Source organism: Mycobacterium sp. pV006 (assembly GCF_041287115.1).
Classification (GTDB): domain Bacteria; phylum Actinomycetota; class Actinomycetes; order Mycobacteriales; family Mycobacteriaceae; genus Mycobacterium.
Genome location: NZ_JBGGKT010000008.1, coordinates 181,817 through 200,024, shown reverse-complemented (window position 1 = coordinate 200,024; position 18,208 = coordinate 181,817). Strand labels below are relative to the sequence as shown.

The 18,208-nt window shown below is 68.3% G+C and carries 18 protein-coding genes, 1 tRNA gene and 1 pseudogene; 11 read left to right on the top strand and 9 right to left on the bottom strand.

The annotated features are described in order from the left end of the window. The first annotated feature begins 152 nt into the window (after window positions 1-152). Entirely contained in the window at window positions 153-479 is a 327-nt protein-coding gene (locus tag ACAG25_RS14660; protein ID WP_370489186.1) for a hypothetical protein, read from the top strand. 20 nt (window positions 480-499) lie between these two features. Then, window positions 500-1,117 carry a hypothetical protein gene (locus ACAG25_RS14655; protein ID WP_370489185.1) on the top strand — a complete coding sequence of 206 codons (618 nt, stop codon included), beginning with the start codon at window positions 500-502 and terminating at the stop codon, window positions 1,115-1,117. A gap of 91 nt (window positions 1,118-1,208) precedes the next feature. On the opposite strand, the gene ACAG25_RS14650 is transcribed toward ACAG25_RS14655, so the two are convergent. From ACAG25_RS14650 to pgm, 3 genes are all read right to left on the bottom strand, one after another. Beyond that, a tRNA-Ala gene (locus tag ACAG25_RS14650) sits at window positions 1,209-1,281 on the bottom strand. Between the two features lie 53 nt (window positions 1,282-1,334). Next, the gene (locus tag ACAG25_RS14645; protein ID WP_370489184.1) at window positions 1,335-2,603 is read right to left on the bottom strand and encodes an MFS transporter; all 1,269 of its coding nucleotides are present in this window, start codon (window positions 2,601-2,603) and stop codon (window positions 1,335-1,337) included. After that, the gene (gene pgm, locus ACAG25_RS14640; RefSeq protein ID WP_370489183.1) at window positions 2,600-4,234 is read right to left on the bottom strand and encodes a phosphoglucomutase (alpha-D-glucose-1,6-bisphosphate-dependent); all 1,635 of its coding nucleotides are present in this window, start codon (window positions 4,232-4,234) and stop codon (window positions 2,600-2,602) included. Before pgm ends, ACAG25_RS14645 begins: the two co-directional genes overlap by 4 nt. 59 nt (window positions 4,235-4,293) lie before the next feature. On the opposite strand from pgm, the gene crcB (ACAG25_RS14635) reads away from it, so the two are divergent. The 5 genes from crcB (ACAG25_RS14635) (at window position 4,294) to mbtN (ending at window position 8,135) form a co-directional block, all read left to right on the top strand. After that, window positions 4,294-4,674 (top strand): fluoride efflux transporter CrcB, encoded by a 381-nt coding sequence (gene crcB / locus ACAG25_RS14635; protein WP_370489243.1) that lies wholly within the window; start codon window positions 4,294-4,296, stop codon window positions 4,672-4,674. Beyond that, window positions 4,674-5,042, top strand: a complete 369-nt coding sequence (gene crcB / locus ACAG25_RS14630) for a fluoride efflux transporter CrcB (protein ID WP_370489182.1) — start codon at window positions 4,674-4,676, stop codon at window positions 5,040-5,042. The genes crcB (ACAG25_RS14635) and crcB (ACAG25_RS14630) overlap by 1 nt, the downstream gene beginning before the upstream one ends. A 92-nt stretch (window positions 5,043-5,134) precedes the next feature. After that, window positions 5,135-5,395, top strand: a complete 261-nt coding sequence (locus ACAG25_RS14625; RefSeq protein WP_370489181.1) for a mycobactin biosynthesis acyl carrier protein MbtL — start codon at window positions 5,135-5,137, stop codon at window positions 5,393-5,395. A gap of 5 nt (window positions 5,396-5,400) precedes the next feature. Next, window positions 5,401-6,963: a long-chain-fatty acid--ACP ligase MbtM gene (gene mbtM, locus ACAG25_RS14620; RefSeq protein ID WP_370489242.1), complete on the top strand. Its 1,563-nt coding sequence runs from the start codon at window positions 5,401-5,403 to the stop codon at window positions 6,961-6,963. A gap of 8 nt (window positions 6,964-6,971) precedes the next feature. Continuing rightward, the gene (gene mbtN / locus ACAG25_RS14615) at window positions 6,972-8,135 is read left to right on the top strand and encodes a mycobactin biosynthesis acyl-ACP dehydrogenase MbtN (RefSeq protein WP_370489241.1); all 1,164 of its coding nucleotides are present in this window, start codon (window positions 6,972-6,974) and stop codon (window positions 8,133-8,135) included. A gap of 10 nt (window positions 8,136-8,145) precedes the next feature. Here mbtN and ACAG25_RS14610 read toward each other — a convergent pair whose 3' ends face one another. Both ACAG25_RS14610 and ACAG25_RS14605 read right to left on the bottom strand, forming a co-directional pair. Beyond that, window positions 8,146-8,745 carry a GNAT family N-acetyltransferase gene (locus ACAG25_RS14610; protein ID WP_370489180.1) on the bottom strand — a complete coding sequence of 200 codons (600 nt, stop codon included), beginning with the start codon at window positions 8,743-8,745 and terminating at the stop codon, window positions 8,146-8,148. A gap of 61 nt (window positions 8,746-8,806) precedes the next feature. Next, complete coding sequence (locus tag ACAG25_RS14605; protein ID WP_370489179.1) at window positions 8,807-9,232, bottom strand: hypothetical protein; 426 nt, start codon at window positions 9,230-9,232, stop codon at window positions 8,807-8,809. A 31-nt stretch (window positions 9,233-9,263) separates the two neighbouring features. Between ACAG25_RS14605 and ACAG25_RS14600 the strand changes: the two genes are divergently transcribed. Both ACAG25_RS14600 and ACAG25_RS14595 read left to right on the top strand, forming a co-directional pair. Continuing rightward, window positions 9,264-9,461: a hypothetical protein gene (locus ACAG25_RS14600; protein WP_370489178.1), complete on the top strand. Its 198-nt coding sequence runs from the start codon at window positions 9,264-9,266 to the stop codon at window positions 9,459-9,461. A gap of 81 nt (window positions 9,462-9,542) precedes the next feature. Next, entirely contained in the window at window positions 9,543-11,375 is a 1,833-nt protein-coding gene (locus ACAG25_RS14595) for a hypothetical protein (RefSeq protein WP_370489177.1), read from the top strand. A 4-nt stretch (window positions 11,376-11,379) separates the two neighbouring features. Here the strand turns inward: ACAG25_RS14595 and ACAG25_RS14590 are convergent, their stop codons facing one another. Continuing rightward, window positions 11,380-12,321, bottom strand: coding sequence for a DUF808 domain-containing protein (locus tag ACAG25_RS14590; protein ID WP_370489176.1), 942 nt, complete (start codon window positions 12,319-12,321; stop codon window positions 11,380-11,382). A gap of 114 nt (window positions 12,322-12,435) precedes the next feature. On the opposite strand from ACAG25_RS14590, the gene ACAG25_RS14585 reads away from it, so the two are divergent. Continuing rightward, complete coding sequence (locus ACAG25_RS14585; protein ID WP_370489175.1) at window positions 12,436-13,122, top strand: HAD family hydrolase; 687 nt, start codon at window positions 12,436-12,438, stop codon at window positions 13,120-13,122. Window positions 13,123-13,124: 2 nt separating this feature from the next. Here the strand turns inward: ACAG25_RS14585 and ACAG25_RS14580 are convergent, their stop codons facing one another. Both ACAG25_RS14580 and ACAG25_RS14575 read right to left on the bottom strand, forming a co-directional pair. Further along, window positions 13,125-15,965 carry an RND family transporter gene (locus ACAG25_RS14580; RefSeq protein WP_370489174.1) on the bottom strand — a complete coding sequence of 947 codons (2,841 nt, stop codon included), beginning with the start codon at window positions 15,963-15,965 and terminating at the stop codon, window positions 13,125-13,127. Window positions 15,966-16,121: 156 nt separating this feature from the next. Continuing rightward, window positions 16,122-16,340 (bottom strand): annotated as a pseudogene (locus ACAG25_RS14575) (acyl-CoA synthetase); the annotation flags it as partial. A gap of 24 nt (window positions 16,341-16,364) precedes the next feature. Here ACAG25_RS14575 and ACAG25_RS14570 point away from each other — a divergent pair. Continuing rightward, complete coding sequence (locus tag ACAG25_RS14570; protein WP_370489173.1) at window positions 16,365-17,489, top strand: acyl-CoA dehydrogenase family protein; 1,125 nt, start codon at window positions 16,365-16,367, stop codon at window positions 17,487-17,489. Here the strand turns inward: ACAG25_RS14570 and ACAG25_RS14565 are convergent. Beyond that, entirely contained in the window at window positions 17,480-18,121 is a 642-nt protein-coding gene (locus ACAG25_RS14565; protein WP_370489172.1) for a TetR/AcrR family transcriptional regulator, read from the bottom strand. The genes ACAG25_RS14570 and ACAG25_RS14565 overlap by 10 nt on opposite strands. Window positions 18,122-18,208 lie beyond the last annotated feature (87 nt).

Genomic DNA, 18,208 nt, shown 5'->3' with positions numbered 1-18,208 from the left:
CGTTCGGGTGGAGTCAAGGGGATCCCCAGACCGTCGGGGTGAATTCGGGTGTGCCGGCTGGCATTCGGCGGCGACGGGGTATCGAGAAATCCCCGGCGGCGGATAAGTTGCATACCCTACCCGGCATAGTGTCTTGAGCGTATGGTTGAGCCATGACGGAACCTGTTCAGTCCCGACCGGAACAAGCCACCGTGACCGGGGAGCGCCGCGCCGTCGAGTCGCCGCCATACGAGGGTGGGCGCAACCGGGCGAGTTCCATCTTGATCTGGGTGGGTATCGTCGCCGGTGTCGTGTTCATCGTCGCTGTGGTGTTCTTCTCCGGTTTCTTCATGGGGAGATACTCATCCGGCGATTTTCGTGATGGACACCACCAGCCCGGCATGATGGGACCCGGCATGATGCGGCCCGGCATGATGGGGCCGAATCAGTGGCCCGGTCACCAGCCGACGACGACGGCTCCGACTACACCACGGCCATAGGCTTCTGCCCGAGTGCTGTGATGGCACAGTCGATGAACCGCCGAGTGGCACTGGCCGCCCTGGGAGCGTTGGCGGCGGGCAGCGCCCTGGGTCTGCGGTATGGCCGTCGCTACATCGACGAATCCGTCGGGACAGGTATCCGCCTCACGCAGGGCGGCATGATGGGCGGGCCGGCGGACATGCAGCTCTACATGGAGATGTTCGCCCGACACCACGAGATCAGGCGCACGGTGGAAGAGATACCGGGCGGGGTGCGCACCACTACCGAGTCGGACTCACCCGACCTCGCCGCACAGTTGCAGTCTCACGTGTCCAGCATGTACAGCCGCCTGGAGCAAGGCGCGGAGATGATGTGCATGAGCGCGACCCTGCCGACCCTGTTCCGCAACGCCGGCGGTTATCGACGCGAAGTGACCTTCACCCCGACCGGTGTGATCGCCGTGGAAACGGCTGACGACCCAGACATCGCAGCAGTGATCCGCGACCATGCCCGCGAGGTCACCGGCTTCGTCGAGCAAGGGATGCCGGCGATGATGCAGGACATGATGGGGCCCGGCGGCATGATGGGGCCCGGCGGCATGATGGGGCCCGGCGGCATGATGGGGCCCGGCGGTATGAGGGGACGGGGCCACCCGTAGTGCGATGCACCGTTTGACCGCAGCGGACCACCGAGCCGCACATAACGCAAAACCCGCCCTGGACCAGTGGTCCGAGCGGGTCTTCCGAAAGTGGAGCTAAGGGGACTCGAACCCCTGACCCCCACACTGCCAGTGTGGTGCGCTACCAACTGCGCCATAGCCCCGTGTTGTGCTCACCGAAGTTACACCACCAGCCGTTGACCTTCAAAATCGCTGGTCACGGCACTTCGCCTCCGGCCTCGGGTCCGTAGGGGCGGACCTCGGTGTGCTCGCGGGAGGTCCGGGGCCGGGTTTCGGGGGCGAAGATCCAGCCCACTGCGGCCACGGCCAGGATGAGCCCGCTGATCAGGAAGGCCCACCCGAACGAGGTGTACTGGGCGATCAGGCCCACCAGCAGCGAGCCCCCGATCGACCCGAGGTCGGCCATCATCTGGAAGGTCGCCACTGCGGTGCCGCCGCGCGATTTGTTGCCGACGACGTCGGCGACGGCGGCCTGCTGAGGGGAGACGAAGATGCCGGTCGCCGCACCGGCGACGTAGGCCGCGACGAGGAAGATCGGCAGCGAGGTCGTGAAGCCCACCAGCGCGGTGGACACCGCCGCCAGGGACAGCCCGAAGATCAGCAGCTTGCGACGCCCGAGCCGGTCGGACAGATAGCCGCTGGGGATGACCACCGAGATGTTGCCGACCGCGAACGCGGTCAGCGCCAAACCGGCCGCCCCGGGGCCGCGACCGAGCACCTCCACGACGAACAGCGGCACCAATGCGATCCGCAGCCCGAACGACGCCCACCCGGTGGCGAAGTTGGAGAACAACGCCGCCTTGTAGGCGCGGTGTCCGAACACGGTGCGGAACGACACCGGCGGCGCGGGATCCTCCTCGGGCGCGCTGACCACCGCCGAGTTGCGCAGGCTGACGAACACCACGGTCGCAGCGACCAGCAGGGCGGCGCCGTAGATCAGGAAAGGCGCCGACAGCCCGAAGCCGGCGGTCAGGCTGCCGAGGATCGGACCCCCGACCGAACCGATCATGAAGCCCGACGAGAACAGCCCGGCGACACGTCCACGCGCGTCGGACGGCGAGATCCGGATCATCAGCCCGAGCGAGGACACCGTGAACATCGCCGAACCGATCCCGCCCAGGGAGCGGAACAGCAGGAGTTGCCAATAGGTTTCGGCGAACGCGCACGCCGCGGTGGACACCGCGACGATGATCAGACCGCTGATGTAGACGCGGCGCTCCCCCATCCGCTGCACCAGCATGCCCGCCGGCGGCGCCCCGACCAGCCGCATGACCGCGAACGCGGTGATGACGAACGTCGCGGCACTGATGCTGACCCCGAAGTGGCGCGCGTACTGCGGCAGCACCGGGGCCACCACGCCGTAACCGAGCGCGACGACGATGTTCGCGGCGACCAGAACCCAGACTTCCCGGGGCAGGCGGCGCTTGCCCTCGGGTTGCGTGTCGCCCGGAGCGGGCGAACTCACGAAATGACCGCCGTCACCACATCCCGGGCGGCGGCCTGCACCTCGGCCAGGTGCTCCGGACCGCGGAAGGATTCGGCGTAGATCTTGTAGACGTCCTCGGTGCCCGACGGGCGCGCGGCGAACCATGCGTTCTCGGTCGTCACCTTGAGCCCGCCCAGCGGGGCGCCGTTGCCGGGTGCGGCGGTCAGCTTCGCGGTGATCGGCTCCCCCGCCAGTTCGGTGGCGCTGACCTGCTCGGGTGAGAGCTTGGCCAGGCGGGCCTTCTGCTCGCGGTCGGCCGGCGCGTCGATGCGGGCGTAGGTCGGTGCGCCGTACCTGTCGGCCAGTTCGGCGTAGCGCTGCGACGGCGTGGATCCCGTCACGGCGAGGATCTCCGCGGCCAGCAGCGCCAGGATGATGCCGTCCTTGTCGGTGGTCCACACCGAACCGTCGCGCCGCAGGAACGACGCCCCGGCGCTCTCCTCACCGCCGAACCCGATGGTGCCGCCGATCAGTCCGTCGACGAACCACTTGAACCCGACGGGCACCTCGACCAGGTCGCGTCCCAGCCCCGCGACGACACGGTCGATGATCGACGAGCTGACCGCGGTCTTGCCCACGGCGGTGCCCGCGGCCCAGTCGGGTCGGTGGGCGAACAGGTAGTCGATCGCGACGGCCAGATAGTGGTTGGGGTTGAGCAGCCCCGCGTCGGGGGTGACGATGCCGTGGCGGTCGGAGTCGGCATCATTGCCGGTCGCAATCTGATACTTGTCCCTGTTGGCGATCAGCGAGGCCATGGCGTTCGGGGAGCTGCAGTCCATCCGGATCTTGCCGTCGGTGTCGAGCGTCATGAATCGCCAGGTCGCGTCGACGAGCGGGTTGACCACGGTGAGCTCGAGGTTGTGCCGTTCGGCGATCGCGGCCCAGTAGTCGACGCTGGCCCCGCCGAGCGGGTCCGCACCGATGCGGATGCCTTCGGCGCTGATCGCGTGCAGGTCGACGACGTTGGGCAGGTCGGCGACGTAGGCGTCGAGGTAGTCGTGGCGCTGCGCATGCTGCAACGCCCGGGCCAGCGGGACGCGCTTCACCGCGCGCAGGCCGTCGCGCAGGATCTCGTTGGCGCGCGCGGCGATCGCACCGGTGGCGTCGGTGTCCGCCGGTCCGCCGTTGGGCGGGTTGTACTTGAAACCGCCGTCGCGGGGCGGGTTGTGCGACGGGGTGACGACGATGCCGTCGGCGCGTCCGGCGGTACGCCCCCGGTTGTGGGTCAGGATGGCGTGGCTGATTGCCGGGGTCGGGGTGTAGCGGCCGGCCGAATCGATCATGGCCACAACGTCGTTGGCGGCCAGCACTTCCAGCGCCGAGGACCACGCCGGTTCGGACAGCGCGTGGGTGTCGCGGCCGAGGAACAGCGGGCCGTCGATGCCCTGGGCCGCCCGGTACTCGACGATGGCCTGCGTGGTGGCCAGGATGTGCGCTTCGTTGAACGCGGCGTCCAGGCTCGACCCCCGATGGCCCGAGGTCCCGAAGCTGACCTGCTGGTCGACATCGTCGGGATCGGGCGCCACGGTGTAGTAGGCCGTCACCACCGCGGCGATGTCGATGAGGTCTTCGGGTTGTGCCGGCGTTCCGGCGCGAGGGTTGGCCGCCATGCGACCGATTCTGCTACGCCTGTCCCGCCTCCCGCACAACCGCAGGTCGGCATACTTCGCTGGTGGCCGTTGACGTACGTGAGGTCGCCGCGGTGTTCGTCGGCGGAGCGCTGGGCACGCTGGGACGCGCCGGCATCGAGGCGCTGGTCGCGCCCGATCCTGGACACTGGCCGTGGCCGACATTCGGGGTCAACGTCGTCGGCGCGTTCGTGCTGGGTGTGGTCCTGACCGCGCTCCAGCACCGCCCGAGCGGTTCGAAATATCCGCGAGCGTTGCTGGGCGTCGGCTTCTGCGGTGGTCTCACCACGTTCTCCACGATGCAGGTCGAGACGCTGACGATCGTCGAGCACGGGCACGTCGGGCTGGCACTGGGCTACACCGCGGCCAGCATCGCGGCCGGGCTGGCCGCATTCGCCACAGCGCGACGGCTGATGTCCTGATGACGGCGACGCTGGTGTGGGCCGGGGTGGCGGTACTCGGCGGGCTGGGTGCGGTCACCCGGTGGGTGGTCGACGGTTGGGTGTCCCGACGGGCGTCGGGTCCGTTCCCGGTCGGGATCCTGGCGGTCAACGTCACCGGGGCGCTGCTGCTGGGTGCCGTCGCCGGCCTGGCCTTACCGACGCAGGCGGCACTGTTGGCGGGGACGGCGTTCGTCGGTTCGTACACGACGTTCTCGACTTGGATGGCCCAGACCTACGAACTCGGCGAGCAGCGCCGCGGCCTGTTGGCGGCTGTCAACATCGTGCTCAGCGTGGCGCTCGGGCTGTCCGCGGCGTTCCTGGGCCATTGGCTGGCAACGCGGTGGTGAGGGTCGGCGCAACGCCGGAACCGGACGCAGGCGCGGCTGAGCGCGAGGGTAAGGGGAGCCTACCTTTACTCGGCGGTGTAACCTTCCGCCGCATGGAGACCTCTTCGCCGCAAGCCATCAGCGCGGCACTCACCGAGATCCTGCGCGATGACCTGAATGTCGACCTCAGCCGGGTCACGCGCGACTCCCGGTTGATCGACGACGTCGGCCTGGATTCGGTGGCGTTCGCGGTCGGGATGGTCGCGATCGAGGACAAGATCGGGGTGGCGCTCTCGGAAGAGGATCTGCTGACCTGCGACACCGTCGGCGACCTGGAGAACGCGATCCTGGCAAAGGTTCCCGCAGACCAGTGAGCGCGCTGAGTGCTGCGCTGTCGTCGGCGATGACGACGACGCCCCGCGACCTGGTGTTGTTCGACCGGGCCGACTCGACGTGGGTCCGGCACCCGTGGCAGGAGGTGCACGCCCGCGCGGAGAACATCGCCGAGCGCGTCGGTGCGGGCGCCGGCGGCGCGGTCGGTCTGGTCGGCGAGCCGACGGTCGAATTCGTCGCCGCGATCCAGGGCGCGTGGCTGGCCGGCCGGGCGCTGTCGATCCTGCCCGGTCCGGTCCGTGGCGCCGACCCCGATCAGTGGGCGCGTGCCACCGCCGAACGGTTCAGCGGAATCGGCGTGACCCAGGTGATCACCCCGGAGTATCGGGAATTGTTGTCAACCAACAACACCGGGCTGACCATTCATGACGCGGCAGCGATCGGCTCCGCACAGCGCTCGACCAGTCTGACACCGGCTACGCCGGGTGCAACCGCGGTCCTGCAGGGTACGGCCGGCTCCACCGGCACCCCGCGCACAGCACAGCTGCCCCCGGAAGCGGTGTACGCCAACGTTTCCGCTCTCCTGCAACAAACGCGCGTGGACCCCGCGGTGGACGTCGGCTGCAGCTGGCTTCCGCTCTACCACGACATGGGACTGACGTTCCTGCTCACCGCGATGCTGTCGGGGTCGGAGATCTGGCTGGCGCCCACCGCAGCATTCGCCGCGTCCCCGTTCCGCTGGTTGTCCTGGCTCTCGGAGTCTCGGGCCAGCCTGACCGCCGCCCCGAACTTCGCCTACACCGTGCTCGGCCGCTACTCGCGGCGCGTGTCCGACGTCGACCTGGGCCGGCTGCGGTTCGCCATAAACGGCGGCGAGCCGATCGACTGCGAGGGCTACCAGCTGTTCCTGACCGAGATGGCCCGGTTCGGGCTCGACCCGCATGCCGCGGCCCCCAGCTACGGGCTGGCGGAGTCGACCTGCGCGGTCACCTCGCCGCTTCCCGGCACCGGTCTGCTGTTCGACGAAATACCTGACCCCGTAACTGATTCCGTCAAACGGCATGCCGTACTCGGTCAACCGGTTCCCGGCATGGAGGTGCGGGTCACCCCGACCGAGCACCACGACGACCCCGACGAGCGTGGCATCGGCGAGATCGAGATCCGCGGCACGTCGATGATGTCCGGGTACCTCGGGCAGGCGCCGCTGGCGCCCGGGGACTGGTTCCGCACCGGCGACCTCGGCTATCTGACGGATTCCGGGCTCGTGGTCTGCGGCCGGATCAAGGAACTGATCACCGTCGCGGGACGCAACATCTTCCCCAGCGAGGTCGAGCGGGTCGCCGCGGGTGTCCGTGGTGTGCGCGAGGGCGCGGTCGTCGCGGTCAGCAGCAGCGGCGATTCCGCCCGCCAAGCCCTGGTGATCGCCGCGGAGTTCCGCGGGCCCGACGAAGCCGGGGCCCGCAGCGAGGTCATCGCCCGGGTCGCCGCCGAGTGTGGCGTGGTTCCCGCCGATGTGGTGTTCCTGGCCCCCGGCTCGCTGCCGCGCACCTCGTCGGGGAAACTGCGGCGCCTGGAAGTCAAGCAGAACCTGGAGGCCGTGCGCGCGTGACCACGTCTGTGCCCGTCGACATCGACGCCTACCGCGAACTCCTCGACGAGGTGTTCGATGACACCATCACCGAGTGGACCGCCGAGGCCGAGGACTCAGAACGGTTCCCGCGCAAGATGATCGAGCATCTCGGTGCCCGTGGCGTGTTCCGCAGCAAGTGGGGGGCACCCGAGGGCGGCCAGATGCCCGACGTCCCCAAACTCCTCGAACTGGCCTACAAGCTGGGCCATCTCGGCTCGGCCGGCATCGGCGTCGGTGTCAGCCTGCACGATTCGGCCGTCGCGCTGCTGCGCCGCTTCGGGAGGTCCGACCACCTCAAGAAGATCTGCGAGCAGGCCATCGACGGTGAGGCGGTGCTGTGCATCGGCGCCTCGGAGGAGTCCGGCGGTTCCGACCTGCAGATCGTGGAGACCGAGGTCCGTTCCGCGCGTGACGGTTTCGAGGTCCGCGGGATCAAGAAGTTCGTCTCCCTGTCCCCCATCGCCGACCACATCATGGTCGTCGCGCGCAGCGTCGATCATGATCCCACCAGCAGGCATGGCAACGTCCTGGTCATCGCCGTCCCGACCAGCCAGGTCGAGGTGCAGACGCCCTACCGCAAAGTCGGCGCCGGACCGCTGGACACCGCAGCGGTGCACATCGACACCTGGGTACCCGCCGATCATCTGGTCGCCCGCGCGGGCACCGGGCTGGCCGCCATCTCGTGGGGCCTGGCCCACGAGCGGATGTCGATCGCCGGGCAGGTCGCCTCGTCCTGCCAGCGGGTGCTGGGCATCACCCACGCCCGCATGGTGCAGCGCCGCCAGTTCGGGTCCACCCTGTTCGAGCACCAGGCGCTGCGGATGCGGATGGCCGACCTGCAGGCGCGCGTCGACCTGTTGCGCCACGGACTCAACGGCATTGCCGCACAAGGCCGTCTGGACTTGCGCGCCGCCGCGGCGGTGAAGGTCACCGCCGCGCGCCTCGGGGAAGAAGTGCTCTCGGAGTGCATGCACATCTTCGGCGGTTCGGGCTATCTGGTCGACGAGACGCCGCTGGGGCGCTGGTGGCGCGACATGAAGCTCGCCCGCGTCGGCGGCGGCACCGACGAGGTGCTGTGGGAGCTGGTGGCCGCTGCGATGCGCCCGGATTTCGACGGCTACGCCGAGATGATCGGCGGCACCACCGACTGAGAGGTTCGGCTCAGGACGGCCGGTGCAGCGCGTAGAGCGCCATCGTGCGATTCGACATCTCGTGGATGCCGAGGAACTCGCACTTGGCGAACTCACACAGCCGCCGCGCGCCGGTGTTGCGGTGGTCGGGGTCGAACATGATCCGCCGGCACTGCGGTTCCAGCTCGAACAGGCTCGCGGCCAGCCGCGGCAGCAGCAGCGGGCCGAACCCGCGGTTGACGATCTGCAGATCGGCGATCGCGGCGTGCAGCCCGAGGTCATGCGGGTCGGCGTCATAGCGCGTCGCGATCGAGTCCTTGGCGGCCCGGTAGACCTCGACGTAGCCGTACTCCGTGCCCCGCAGGCTGCCGATCACCGGGCGGGAATAGTCACCGGCCAATTGGGCCCGCAGATAGCCGTGCCACCACTGCACGGGCCGGTCGTACTCCCATGCCTCGGCCAGGTGGGGCCGGTTCATCCACTCCGAGATCATCGCGGCGTCGGTATCCGGGTCGACGACACGCGTCGCATACGGCTCGGCCAACTGCGGGATCGGCGGCGCCGGGACGGCGCGAACTTCGTCGCTGAGCTCGGTGAGCTCCCGGGGCAGGACGGGCAACACGTCAGTCATCGTGAGCGCAGAGCCTACCCGAGCAGGTGAGGGTAGCTTTCCCTACCTTCGGGCCTTCTGATCACGCCGTGAGCAGCAGGACGCCCGCGCAGATCAACGCGACCACCTTGACCGCCTCCAGTCCCACGTAGACGAAATGCGCGTGCGACCGGGGACCCTCGTGGCCGGCCAGTACCGCGTCCGATCGGCGGGTCAGCGCCGGCCGCACGAACAGCAGTTGCCCGGCCAGCATCACCGCCGCCACGATGACGGCGACAAGCGTTGCGTACGACTGGCCGCCGACCAACAGCGCGATCACCGCCACCGCACCCAGGACCACCTCGCAGCTGTTGAGCGCACGGAACACCAGACGACCGATCCCGAGACCGACCTGCAAGGTCACCCCGGGCGCCCGGAACTTCAGCGGCGCCTCCAGAAACGAGATCGCCAGGACCATTCCCAACCAGATGAACGTCGCCGCAACGGCGACCGCGGACGCGGCGTGCATGACCTCCAAGTTAGGTGACAAGGTGGCGGTCATGAATGTCGACCGGGTTGCCGAGTTGCAGCGATGGGAGGACGCCGGCGCGGTGTGGCAGGTGCTGCACCGGCGCGGCGAGGAGATCACCGTCGCGTTGTTGCGCTGCGACGGCGGCGAAGAGGTGGAACGGTTCACCAGCAGTGACGCCCGGTTGCGCGCGTTCATCGGCGACCGCACCGGCAGCGAAGACCGCTAGCCGGCGGATCACGCTGTTTCGCCGTGCCGCGGACCCGGTGTTGGTTACGGTACGGGCGGGTAGCAGCGGAAGGATCCGCCGATGGCACCACCGTCTCGGATGCGACACGAACGGATGCTCGGACGGTTCGGCGCACTGGCCGTGATGGCCGGCGTCGGAGTGGCGCTGGCCCACAGTCCGGCGATCGCCTCCGCCGACGACACGTCGTCGCCGCGGTCCCGCGCCGACGACAGCTCGGCACGCGACTCGCAGCGAGCACGGACGCCGGAACGGGCCGACAGACCGACTCGCGCCGCAGTCGCCCAAGCCGCCGAAGAAGACCCTGCCGACGAGGATCGCGTCTCCCGCCGCGCGCAGCGACGCGCCACGGTGACGCTGCGCGAAGACCCGGTGGACCGGCCCGAGGACACCGAGGCACCACCCCCGGCCGATCGCACCGGCCCGGCGGACCCGCCCGCCGAACCCGCCTCCACGGCGCTGTGGACGTTGGCCGGTTCGGCGCGCCGAGACGCCGTCACCGAGGATGCGCCGCCGGCCAGACCGCTGGCCACCGAGCAGCAACTCGAGGCCGAACGCATCGCGACCAGGACGGTGGCAACCCTGCCGGTGCGGTGGATGAAGGGCGTGCTGCGCAGCGGGTGGCTGGCCACCGCGCGCCGCGAGTACCGGGACCTCGGCGGGGTCGACCGCGCGAACATGGACCGGCTGGCTCGGGCGGTCGACGAGTACGCGATGGCGGCGGCGTTCCAACAGCAACTGCTCAACCCGATGCGTCCGACCGTGGTGGCCCAGGTGGCCCCGCCGCACTCCTGGAACGGGCTGACCGTGCCGGGGTCGCGGATCCTCTACGACAACCCCGACACCGTGTACCGGTTCATGGGGGTGAACAAGACGTCGTCCTACGTCATCACCGGCCGCGTGACCGGTGCGCCGGCCAGCGACCTCACCTTCAGTGTGCTGACCGGCCTGTCGGGGGTCACCGCCGACCTCCTCACCGGCCGGGAACTGCAGGTGGGCGCTGACGGCTCGTTCACGGTCACGGTCAGCGGTGATCCCGCGGCGCCCGGTCAGGTCAACCATCTACAGCTCACCGACGACACCACCTTGATCGCGGTCCGCGACACCCTCGCCCGGTGGGACACGCAGCTGCCGATGGAGCTGGCGATCGAACGGGTCGGCGGCCCACCCGACAGCCTGTTCAGTCAGCTCGGCGGATTCGCGATCCCGCTGATCGGTCCCACGGTCACCCGCAGCCGGCTGCTCACCACGCTGGTCTCGCTGATCCCGCCGCTCCCCGTGCAGCCGACACTGCTGCGGGGCACCGTGACCGCCGCGGTGATGGCCCTGGGGCTGTCCATGGAGGCCAAGTACATCAAGGTCGCCACCAGGAACCCGGAGACCGGAGAGCGTCTGGCGCCCAACGAATTCCGGGATCCGGCCCGCAACGCCGAGTTCCTCGCCAACCAACTGCAGAGTGCCGGCTATTTCCAGCTGAGTGACCGCGAGGCCCTGGTGCTGACCATCGATCCCGGCAACGCGCGCTATCTCATTGTCCCGGTGACGGATCTGTGGACGGTCACCGGCGACTACTGGGATCAGCAGACCAGTCTGAACAACGCTCAAGCACAGCGGAACTCCGACGGCACCTACACGTTCGTCGTCTCCGCCCGCGACCCGGGCGTACACAACTGGGTGTCCACCGGCGGATTGAACCAGGGCACCATCGCGATCCGTTTCCAGGATCTCGATCCCGATTCCGACGTGACACCGACCGTGCGCGCCCAGGTGGTGGACCGGCGCCGCCTGGCCGCCGTGCTGCCTGCCGACACCCGCTACCTCACCCGCGCACAGCGACTCGACCAACTGGCCGAGCGTCGCGCCGGCTTCGAGTTGCGCTACGGATCGCCGGTCTGACGTCTCAGGTGTGTTGTTCGGCCTTGTGGCCGAACGGCAGTACGTGCATGACCCCGACGACGATCGTGCCGACCACCAGACCGATCACCGCGGATGCCGCGGTGTTGACCAGCCATGCCAACACGGCGCCGATCCCGGCGATGTGGTGCACCGCCTCCTCGAAGTGGTGCACCAGGCTGTAGGGCCCATGCCAGCCGAGTTCGTCGGTGCCGACGAGCAGGATGTGTCCGCCCACCCAGAGCATCGCCACCGTGCCGATGACCGACAGCGCAGCCAACAGCTTGGGCATGCCCTTGACCAGTCCCTTGCCCACTTTCTGGACGAACGCCGACGACCGCTCGGTGAAGTGCAGTCCGACGTCGTCCATCTTCACGATGGCCGCGACCACGCCGTAGACCACGACGGTGATCACCACGGCCACCACGGCCAGGATGATCAGCCGCGGCCAGAACGACTGGTCGGCGACCTCGTTGAGCGCGATCACCATGATCTCCGCGGACAGGATGAAGTCGGTGCGGATCGCCCCACTGACCATCTGCTTCTCGGCGTCGGGTCCTGCGGTGGCCACCGGTTCGTCGTGCGAGGCGTGCCCGGTCAGACGCCCCCAGACCTTCTCGGCGCCCTCGTAGCAGAGGTAGGTCGCACCCACCATCAGGATCGGTGTCAGTAGCCACGGCAGGAACTGACTGAGCAGCAACGCCGCCGGCAGGATGAACACCAGCTTGTTGCGCAGCGAGCCGATCGCGATGCGCCTGATGATCGGCAGTTCCCGTTCGGCTGCCAGACCCCGGACGTACTGCGGCGTCACGGCGGTGTCGTCGATCACCACACCCGCGGCCTTGGCGGTCGCGCGACCGGCTGCCGCACCGATGTCGTCCACCGAGGCCGCGGCCAAGCGCGCCAGTACGGCGACGTCGTCGAGTAGCGCGAACAGTCCTCCGCTCATCGGACCCTCTCGCTCGGTGGGACGGACGTGGATCGCAACGATACCCGCGGATTCGGCATGTGAGCAGACGACCACCGGCGTTTGATCGCCTGGACGCCCGGGTACCTGCCGCGGATGACGACGGAGCGCGCCGCCGTCCTTTTCGACGTGGACGGCACCCTGGTGGACTCGAACTACCTGCACGTGCACGCCTGGCTACGGGCATTCGACGCCGAGGGCGTGCGCGCCGACGGCTGGCGTATCCACCGCTGCATCGGCATGGACGGCACGACGCTGGTGCGGTCCCTGGCCGGGGACGCCGGCCAGGACGTGCTCGACCGACTCAAAGACCGCCACAGCGAGTTCTATCGGGAGAGCGCGAACCTGTTGGCGCCACTGCCCGGGGCGCGCGATCTGCTCCGCCGCGTCGCCGGGTTGGGACTGCAGGTGGTGTTGGCGACGTCGGCCCCCGAGGACGAGCTGGCGATCCTGCGGGAGGTGCTCGACTGCGACGACGTGGTCGCGGAGATGACGTCGTCACAGGACGTCGACGTCGCCAAACCGAAACCCGACATCGTGGCCGTGGCCCTCGACCGGGCCGGGGTGAGCGCGCAGGACGCGGTGTTCATCGGGGACGCGGTGTGGGATTGCGAGGCCGCCGCACGCGCCGGGGTGGCGTCGATCGCGGTGCTCAGCGGCGGGGTGTCGCGCGGTGAACTCTACGAAGCCGGGGCGATGGACGTTTTCGAGGACGCGGGTGATCTGCTCGCCAAACTCGACTCCACGCGCATCGGTGAGCTCGCCCACCGCGCCGGCGGGTGATCTCAGGGCGCGACCGGCTGCCGCCGGAGCTCCTCCAGTCGCCGCTTGGACGCCTCACTCTGGATGCGCTGCGGCCACCAGAACCAGCGGCCCAGCAGTGCCGCGACCGCCGGTGTCATGAAGGACCGCACGATCAGCGTGTCGAACAACAGCCCCAGCGCAATCGTCGTGCCGACCTGGGCCATCACCAACAGATCGCTGAACGCGAATGTGGCCATGGTGAACGCGAACACCAGCCCCGCGGAGGTGACCACCGAACCGGTGCCGGCCATCGCGCGGATGATGCCGGTCCTCATGCCGCCGGAGAGTTCCTCCTTGAACCGCGACACCAGGAGCAGGTTGTAGTCGGAGCCGACGGCAAGCAACAGGATGACCGCCATCGGAAGCACCATCCAGTGCAGCGCCAAACCGATGATGTGCTGCCACAACAACACCGACAATCCGAACGACGCTCCCAGGGACAGCAGCACGGTGCCGACGATCACCGCGGCGGCCACCACGCTGCGCGTGATGATCAGCATGATGACGAATATCAGTGTGGCCGCGGCGATCGCGGCGATCAGCAGGTCGTAACGCGCCCCGTCACTCATGTCCTTGTAGGTGGCCGCGGTGCCGGCCAGGTAGACCGTGGAGCCCTCCAGGGGCGTGCCCTTGATGGCTTCTTTGGCCGCGGTCTTGATGGGGTTCACCCGCGCGATGCCCTCGACGGTCGCGGGGTCGCCTTCGTGGCTGATGATGAAGCGCACGGACTTGCCGTCGGGTGAGATGAAGTTCTCGATGCCTCGCTGAAAGTCGGCGTTGTCGAACACTTCCGGCGGTAGATAGAACGAATCGTCATTCATGGAGTCGTCGAAGGCGTCGCCCATGGCAGACGCATTCTCCTGTAGCGCCGCCCGCTGGTCGGTTTGGCTTTTCTGCGACTGGTACATCGTCAGCGTCATCGACCGCATCGACTTCATCGACTCGATCTGCGACGGCAGCAGCGCGATCAACTGCGGCATCAACGCGTCCAGCCGCTCCAGATCCGGCACCAGGGCCTCGATGTCGTCGGTCGTCGTGTTGACTTCGTCGAGCGTGTCGAAGATCGAGCGCATGGTCATGCATACCGGGATGTCATAGCAGTGCGGCTCCCAGTAGAAGTAACTGCGCACCGGCCGGAAGAAATCGTCGAAATCGGCGATGTGGTCCCGTAATTCGGCGACATCGATCGCCGTGGAACGGGTCTTGAGCACCATCTGGTGTGTGGTGTCGGACATCTGCTGCATCAATCCCGACATCCGTTCCATGACATCGATGTTGGTCTGCATTTCCTCGGCCTGGACCAACATGTCGGCCATCCGGTCCTGCTGGTACTTCTCGTTGAGCTGCGTGGTGGTGCCCTGCCTGCTCATCTGGAAACCGAGCGTGGTGTGCTTGATCGGCTTGCCGTCGGGTCGGGTGATGGTCTGTACGCGCGCGACGCCTGGCACCCGGAAGATCGACTTGGCGATCTTGTCGATCACCAGGAAGTCGGCGCTGTTGCGCAGGTCGTGGTCGCTTTCCACCATCAGCAGCTCCGGATTCATCCTGGCGCTGCCGAAATGGCGGTCGGCCACCGCGTAACCGACGTTGGCGGCGATGTCCTCGGGCAGATAGTCGCGGGCGTCGTAGTTGGTCTGGTATCCCGGCAGGGCGAGAAGGCCGACCAGCGCCAGCGCCAGCGTGGCGGTCAGAATCGGACCGGGCCAGCGCACCACCGACACGCCGATGCGTCGCCAGCCACGGGAGCTGATGCTGCGCTTCGGGTCGAACAGACCGAACCGACTGCCGATGACCACGACGGCCGATCCCAGTGTCAGCGCCGCCACCACCGCGACGAACGTGCCGATCGCACACGGCACCCCCATCGTCTGGAAGTAGGGCAGCCGGGTGAAACTCAGGCACAGCATGGCGCCGGCGATGGTCAGCCCCGAACCGAGCACGACATGGGCGGTGCCTCCGAACATGGTGAAATACGCCTGCTCTCGGCTCTCCCCCGCGCCGCGTGCTTCCTGGTATCGGCCGATCGCGAAGATCGCGTAGTCGGTGCCCGCGGCGATCACCATCAGTGTCAGCAGGCTCGTGGCGAAGGTCGACAATCCGATGATCTCGGCGTTGGCCAGGAAGGCCACGATGCCGCGCGCGGCACCGAGCTCGGTGAACACCATGAACAGGATCAGCAGCATGGTCACCACCGACCGGAAGACGATCAGCAGCATCACCGCGATGACGCCGATGGTGATCAGCGTGACCCGCAGGACGCTCTTGTCGCCGGCGCTGTGCTGATCGGCGACGAGCGGCGCCCCGCCGGTGACGTAAGCCTCGATACCGGGCGGCGCCGGGGTGTGGTCGACGATCTCGCGTACCGCGGCCACCGCCTCGTTGGCGCGCGGTTCACCCTGGTTGCCCTGCAGATAGACCTGGACGTAGGCCGATCTGCCGTCGGCGCTCTGTGCGCCCGCAGCGGTCAGCGGATCACCCCAGAAGTCGGCGACGTGCTGGACATGGACGGTGTCGGCTTCGAGTTCGTCGACGAGTTCGTCGTAGTAGCGGTGCGCGGCGTCGCCGAGCGGCTGCTCCGCCTCGAGAACGACCATCGCGGCGCTGTCGGAGTCGAACTCGTCGAAGTTGGCTCCGACGCGGCTCATCGACCTCATCGACGGAGCGTCGCGGGGGCTCATTCCCACGGTGCGCTCTTCACCGACCTTCTCCAGCGACGGCAGCGCGACGTTCGTGGCGATGGTCAACAGGATCCAACCGATCAGGATCGGCACCGCCAGGGCACGGATCACGCCGCCCACCCTGGAACGCTGACCCACGGTCATGTGCTCGCCCCTGCTCGGTTCCGGACGTCGGCTCCGCGAAAGCCGTGGCGGCACCCGCATGGCGCGCCCTACACATCTAGCCCGTCAAACCTTTTCCTGTCGATGACATCGGCGGTCATTGACAGGAAACTCACAGGGCCGGGGGCGGCGCCTGTGTCAGCTCGGTCCGGTTGTTTTTGCGTAGCGCTGCACGAGGTCCCGCTTGTTGAGCTTGCCCACCGGTGTGCGCGGGAGCTCCGCGACGAAGGTCAGCGTCCGCGGGCACTTGTAGTGCGCCAGCCGGTCTCGCAGCCAGTCGAGTAGTTCCCCGGCGAACGCCTCGGTGGCATCAGCCGGATCCACGGTCTGCACCACGCCGGTCACCGACTGCCCCATCGACCCTCAGCTAAGGAGTAGGCCGTGGACTTCGAGCTCAACGACGAACAACGGGGACTGGTCGACTCCACCAAATCGCTTCTGACACGGCGCTCGTCGGTGACGCGGGCGCGCCAACTCATTGACGCGGCCGAAGGTTTCGACGTCGAGTTGTGGAGGGACGGGACAGAGCTGGGCTGGCCGGCGCTGGGTATCGCCGAGAGCGACGGCGGGCTCGGCCAGCAGGTCGTCGAGTCGGCGCTGGTCTGCGCCGAGCTCGGGTACGGACTGGGTGCCACGCCGTTCATCCCGGTCGTCGTCGCCGCCGACGCCCTGGCCGGTTCCGGGAGCGCGGACAGAACCAAACTGCTGCAACTGATTTCCGAAGGTTCACTGATCGCGAGCTGGGCCTTCGCAGAGGAAGGGCAGTCGTGGGGGCTGTCCGGGATGGGCATGCAGGCGGTGCGCAGCGACGCGGGCTACCGCATCGACGGCACGAAAGTCTGCGTGCAGGACGCCGACGCCGCGCAGATCCTCGTCGTCGACGCGCTACTCGACGGCGCTCCGGCGCGCTTCGTCGTGCCGTCCGACTCCCCCGGGGTCACGATCCGTCGCGCGCAGACCCTCGACGTGACGCGCAGCTACTGCGACGTCACCTTCGACGGGGTGGCGCTCACGGAGTCCGCGTTGTGTCTGTCCGGTGAGGCCGCACAGCAGGCCATCGCCCGGTCGATGCAGCTGAGCACCGTGCTGTTGTGCGCCGAACTGGTCGGCATCGGGCAGCGGCTGCTCACCATGACCGTCGACTACGTCAAGGAGCGTCACCAGTTCGGGCGGCCCGTCGGCAGCTTCCAGGCCGTCAAGCACAAGTGCGCCGACATGCGGATCTGGGTGCAGGCCAGCACCGCTGCCACCTACCACGCGGAGCTGACCCTCGACGCCCCCGACGCCGACGCCGACCACGCGGTCAGCGTCGCGAAGGCGTATGTCTCCGAGGCCATCAGCCGCGCCGCCGGTGAAGCGCTGCAGCTGCACGGCGGTATCGGCTTCACCTGGGAGCACGATCTACATCTGTACCTGCGGCGTGCGCGCACCGACGCACTGCTGTGCGGCGACGCCGTCTTCCACCGCGAACGGTTGTGCCACCTGCTCGAGACCGCTCAGGCCTGACCTCCGCCACCGGAGTCGCTCGGCATCGTCGTGCCGGCGAGCGCGGTGACGACCCGCACGGCCGCTTCGGCGACCGCCTCCCGGGTGACGTTGAGCCGCCCGTCGGCCCACTCCAGATACAGCGCCACCAGCGCACCACCGAGCACGGTGGACAGCACCTCCAGGCCCGCGGGGTCACGTCCGACGGTGACCGGTAGATGTGGGCCGACCACCGGGATCAGAGCCTGGATGAACGCCGGGCTCCGGCTCACACTGTGCTTGCGCAGGGTGTCGTCGGCCAGCGGTTCGCGGAGCAGGATGCGGGCCCGCCGCGGATCCTCCTCGAAGAAGTCGGCGCAGCGTTCGAGAATGTCACGCGGGGTCAGCGGGGCCGGCGATCCGCCGCCGGTGATGTGGTTCATCAGTCGTTCCTCGACCCGGTTGTAGACCGCGACGAGCAGTTCTTCTCTGGTGTCGAAGCTCTCGTAGAAGTAGCGCAGGCTCAGGTTGGCCTCGCGACACACCGCACGCATCCCCACCGCCGCCGATCCGTGGGCGCCGAGCAGTTGCTCCCCGGCGTCGAGCAGTTGCATCCGTCGTTCGGCCGACCGGTCGCGCATCGTCTGTCCGCGCCATCGCTTCGGCGTCGTCATCGGCTGATCATCCCACGCTCGATTTCCGACATATGGACATCGACCGATCCCTATGAGACCCGCGCCCACAGCAGTGCACTGATTGAC